The sequence below is a fragment of the Elusimicrobiota bacterium genome, assembly GCA_041658405.1.
In the GTDB taxonomy this organism is placed as follows: domain Bacteria; phylum Elusimicrobiota; class UBA5214; order JBBAAG01; family JBBAAG01; genus JBBAAG01.
The window spans coordinates 1-4,657 of record JBBAAG010000132.1; the positions used below are offsets into that span (position 1 = coordinate 1).

The 4,657-nt window shown below is 41.7% G+C and carries 4 protein-coding genes; 2 read left to right on the plus strand and 2 right to left on the minus strand.

Features of this window, described 5'->3' with window-relative positions:
- A partial coding sequence (locus WC955_13120) for a cation:proton antiporter (protein ID MFA5859995.1) occupies nucleotides 1–493 on the plus strand: 493 nt, incomplete at its 5' end.
- A gap of 74 nt (nucleotides 494–567) precedes the next feature.
- On the plus strand, nucleotides 568–1,038 hold the full coding sequence (greA, locus tag WC955_13125) for a transcription elongation factor GreA (GenBank protein ID MFA5859996.1): 471 nt from the start codon (nucleotides 568–570) through the stop codon (nucleotides 1,036–1,038).
- Nucleotides 1,039–1,043: 5 nt separating this feature from the next.
- On the opposite strand, the gene WC955_13130 is transcribed toward greA, so the two are convergent.
- Both WC955_13130 and WC955_13135 read right to left on the minus strand, forming a co-directional pair.
- Nucleotides 1,044–3,152: an alpha-amylase family protein gene (locus WC955_13130; GenBank protein ID MFA5859997.1), complete on the minus strand. Its 2,109-nt coding sequence runs from the start codon at nucleotides 3,150–3,152 to the stop codon at nucleotides 1,044–1,046.
- A gap of 9 nt (nucleotides 3,153–3,161) precedes the next feature.
- Nucleotides 3,162–4,657 (minus strand): hypothetical protein (locus WC955_13135; protein MFA5859998.1); only part of this gene is annotated, 1,496 nt, incomplete at its 5' end.

Here is a 4,657-nt window from a genome sequence, read left to right on the forward strand (position 1 = left end):
ACCGGCATACATCGCGGGTATGGCACTTGCGGAATTTGCGTCACAAAACCATATATGGATAAGAAGATTGAGGACTCTGACCGTAGGGTTCCTCACACCATTCTATTTTCTTCGTGCAGGTTCATTTGTTTCAATCCCGGCATTGATCTCCGCACCGATTGTTTTTGTCATACTTCTCGTTGGTAAAGTTGCTTCCAAGATATTCGGGTTACGCCCGATTATCGGGATGTTCCGTAAAGAATTTTCGGAACGCTGGTATTACACATTACTCATGTCCACAGGGCTAACCTTCGGCACGATCTCCGCACTATACGGCTTCTCGCATGGTATCGTTACGGAATTCCAGTATTCGCTATTGGTAATGACCGTGATCGCTAGCGCTGTTATACCTACGGCAATCGCAAATTTTTGGTTCCTCCCAAAACATTTACTCCCTGCCACGCATATAAAGGCACACCATAAAATCAAGTCAGAAGGGCCTGAAGAGGAATAGTTGCAGAATCATTTATTTTTTTTGATAAACAATTTATATAATGATAGTAGACAACATGGAGGTAAGTATTTTATATGAGCGATAATCATGTTACAAAACAAGAATATGATAAAATGATAGAACAAATGGAAAAGATGAAGAAGCGGAGGAAAGAGTTATCAGCCGCTATAGGCGAAGCCCGGGAACAAGGCGACCTACGTGAGAACGCGGAGTATGATGCGGCAAAAGATGCGCAGGGACTCAACGAAAAACGTATTTTTGAGCTACAGGAATTGATCGCAACTTCTACAATAATAGACTACAGCAAAATCCCTACTGACAGCGTATTGATCGGCGCAACAGTGAAGTTGATCGACCTAAAAACTAAGGAAGAAGTTGAATATACGCTTGTCGCACCGGGCAACCTGGACTTTTCAGTTGGGAACATTTCATTATCATCCCCGCTTGCGCAAGGATTATTAAACCATAAAGAAGGCGATGAGGTCAGCGTTCAGGTACCCGCGGGTAAATTAAACTATAAAGTTTTAAAAATTTATAGAAAATAAACGATTTATTTGCCTTCAAGTTTTACAACTTCGTATTCTTCAATTTTAGGAAGCACAAACTTCACAGTACTACCTTTTTGCGTGAACTTAATTTTTTTACTGGCCCATAATGCTGTAACATTCTTTACTTTCTTATCAATTTTAAGTTCAACCCCGACATCATGTACCGGCACAATTTGCTCAATCGGGCGTTTACTTTCTGATGTCAAGTTCACGAAGTATGCGTATACATCGCCGGACTCCTTATTTTTTCTTGCCGTAATCTCGATAGAAGACGGTGCGTTGGTCAGTTTAACCCCAACTCCGGCTAATGGTTTTAAGGCATTCCCGGCAATACGATAAAAGTCGGGAAAGTTAAACCTGGCTACTGCATGGCCTATAGTTCCAGCAAAAAATATCGATCTCCCATTTCCGTATTTATTCTCAATGAGGAACGGTTTCTCTGACTTCTTAGGTGAACCGGCATACCTTCCTACGAGAGGATCAAAATACTTAATCGGCACCACAGCATTTTTTCTTGCAGTGATGTTTAGCCCGTGAATTGTTGATACTATATAGTTACGTTTTACCAAGCCTTTAACACTATAATGCCCAGGATCCGCTGCGTAGATAAAATCCCAGTTCAATGGGCCAAACGGTGTACTAACATTTTCGACACCCATAACGTCCGATAGTTGCAGGTTTTCAAGTTTCTTTCCCTTTTCGTCATATAACGACGTTTCAAACGAGGACATAATGTTCCCTCCGGAAAACACAAACTTCTTAACCCCATCAACCATTTTTTTTGACATACACGCGACATTAGGGAATACCACCAGTTTGTACTTCGGGTCGGTATTCTCAAGAGTTTTTTCGTCGATAACATCAAACGGCACATGGTTCCTTGCGAGAATAGCGTATAAACCGTAGAACTCTTCCAGAACATTCCCTGCTTTTTCAGATTTCATTTCTTTCGTAAAATCTGTCAGCGGGATTTCAGATCCTGTATAATAATTCCCTGTTTGAGCAGGCCATACCAGTGCTACTGACGCTAACGACACGGTATTCATAAACAGTTCAGGATACTTTTTGATAAACGCATTATATTTCTGCAAAACCTTAACTTCGTCCTGATAACACCACGGGTCATCGGAATATGCCAACCACACATTTGCCTGATGCGTGATAGTCTGACTGTACAGAATACTGATCTCACCAGCGGGAAGAGTAGAAAAATTCCATGGCTTATGCCCCGCTGCACAGAAAACAACTGATGGTTTACCATTCGCCAATCCATTAACCCATTTCGCCGTTGCGCCGGGTTTATAGATAGATTCACGGAGTTCGCCGTACAAGAACCCGCCCTCTGCACCGAGGACGTCGGTAACTTCGATTACCTTGCGGTTATTCCGCCCTGTCGGCCAGTCAGGGGATAATGTGTTGCCGTTCATATACAGTAACGTATCAGGATTAACCTTTTTTATTTGTCGGTTTGATTCAGCAAGAAAAGAACTTATACTTTCTGACTGAAACTCCACAAGGTCGTACCACTGCGGATTCTCGCGTTGGGAAACAAGCTTAGTTTTTGATGGTAACTCGTACCCATACTTTTTTTGGAATGCGGTTTTACATGCCGCACAGTAACACGTGTTTGTCACAAAAATCGGCCCATCAAAAAATATGCCGTCCACCCCGCAGGATGCGAGATCACCTACGATTTTGAATACCCTATCTCTCCATGGACTATTAACACAAAACGATGTGTTAAGGCCATAGAGGTTATCAATAGCCGTACCGTCTTCTTTCCGTTGTACCCAGCCCGGCATAAGATCAATATACTTTTTATTTTCTGCGTGAACGTTATAGTACACAATCACCCGCGTTTTTTGTTTCCTTGTATGTTCGAGATATTTTTTTAGTGATACAGCATCAACTTCCAGATAATGCTCCCCGGGTTCATGAAACGTTTCAAGTTGCTCACTTTTCCCGCGTTTAAACGCGTAGTTAAGCAAATGCTCGGCATTACCCCCGAGTTTTTTCAGGGTTTGTACTTTCTTCGCGTAATCATTAAACTTATCCGGGAACTCAATAATCCGTATCGGTTCGTTAAGCCACCACTGTTTTTGTTGAGCCATAACTAGTCATTACCGTCCTTTCAAATATTCAAGTTTTTTATCTTTCACAAAATCTTTTATCATATTATACTTCCAAGAACCCTGCGGCGGGGTGGTATACACCCACATAATACCGGTTTGTTCCCACTCGATCTGCATTGCTTTCTCAAGATATTCTTTTGTTGGCCGTCCTCTTGGCCAGGATGAATGCGGGGTGAAGTATACGCACGGGATTATTATTTTGTCTTTACATAAAAAGTAATAATCGTAAATATCTACCGGCAAACTTGCACAGTCCAGCCCAGCTTCGGGATCAGCAGCAATTGAGCCCTGGTATCCCCAAACAAACGCGTCGATATACGGAAGGTATCCCGCGGCAACACAAGCATCTATCTGCCGGCGGTACACGCACTGGCCTGACATCAAGAGGGGATTAATTTTTTTTAATGCTTTGTACATCTTTTTTGTGTAGTCCAATGTAAAATACTCCAGGTTATGATAAAAATCGTCGATCATTATCATTGTGAAATTAGGATATTTCAACGAAATTTTGGCAAGTTCTTCCATCCACTTAACATAGTCCATATCATACGGTGGATACTTACGTTTTTGTATATCCTTATCTCTGTGGTTAATCGGCGCCTCTGAAGGAGGTACAAGGTATACCCAAACTTCAATCCCTTCCTTTGCTGCAGCAGAGCAGAAGTCCGGCAGTTTTGCATACTCCTTCGCTGACTGGCCGTAAATAAGGTACGAATAATTGTTTACCCCGGCATCTTTCAGCATATCAATAATCTTTGGGATATCAGGATACTTGTCTTGATCATAAATATGGCTGGCGTACATTGATACTATCCCGCGATAGAATGGGTTACCCGATTTTTTTCGTGAGGTGTAAGTTTCAATATTACTTTTCACAATATTAGTTATACTTTTTACTGACAACACATGTGTATCTCCCTTAAACGTAATCAAATTATTTTCTCCGGGAAATAGCGATATTTCAATATCAACTGACATCATGCCCGGGGTTAATACAACAGGAAACTCTACAGTTTTCCCTGTATCGCTGGAGGTAACCACAACTATATTCTCTTCCTTTTGTTGTATCGGACGGTTAAAAACGAAAGAAAGTTCAACTTTTTTTGCAGGGTCATAATAATATGCACCGCGGTAATACGTACTATTTCCCTGCTTGAATTTAAGGTGGTACCCCAATGGAACATTACCCGCGGACTCCATAGGTATAGGAGTTGCTGTCATCACAGGAACAGTATTTGTGCTGAGACATATTTTATCAAAATAATACGCGCCGTTACTGTTAGTAAGCGTTATCGCTATAGCTTTGACGGTAGAACGGAACCTCATTTTATCAATAGGGAACGTTATAAGCATCGGCTGCCCTGTAGGAATCATTGCGAATAAAGAAGTAGAGGTTGTACTAACGAGACGATCGTAATTCTGTGAACGAACTTGTAAAGTAAACGCGTACTCGCGGAGAAGGTGGTTTGAGGGTAATGATAAAA

Bases quoted from the DNA above. Each gene is read 5' to 3' on its own strand.
- greA (MFA5859996.1), top strand. From the start codon at position 568: ATGAGCGATAATCATGTTACAAAACAAGAATATGATAAAATGATAGAA.
- WC955_13130 (MFA5859997.1), bottom strand. From the start codon at position 3,152: ATGGCTCAACAAAAACAGTGGTGGCTTAACGAACCGATACGGATTATT.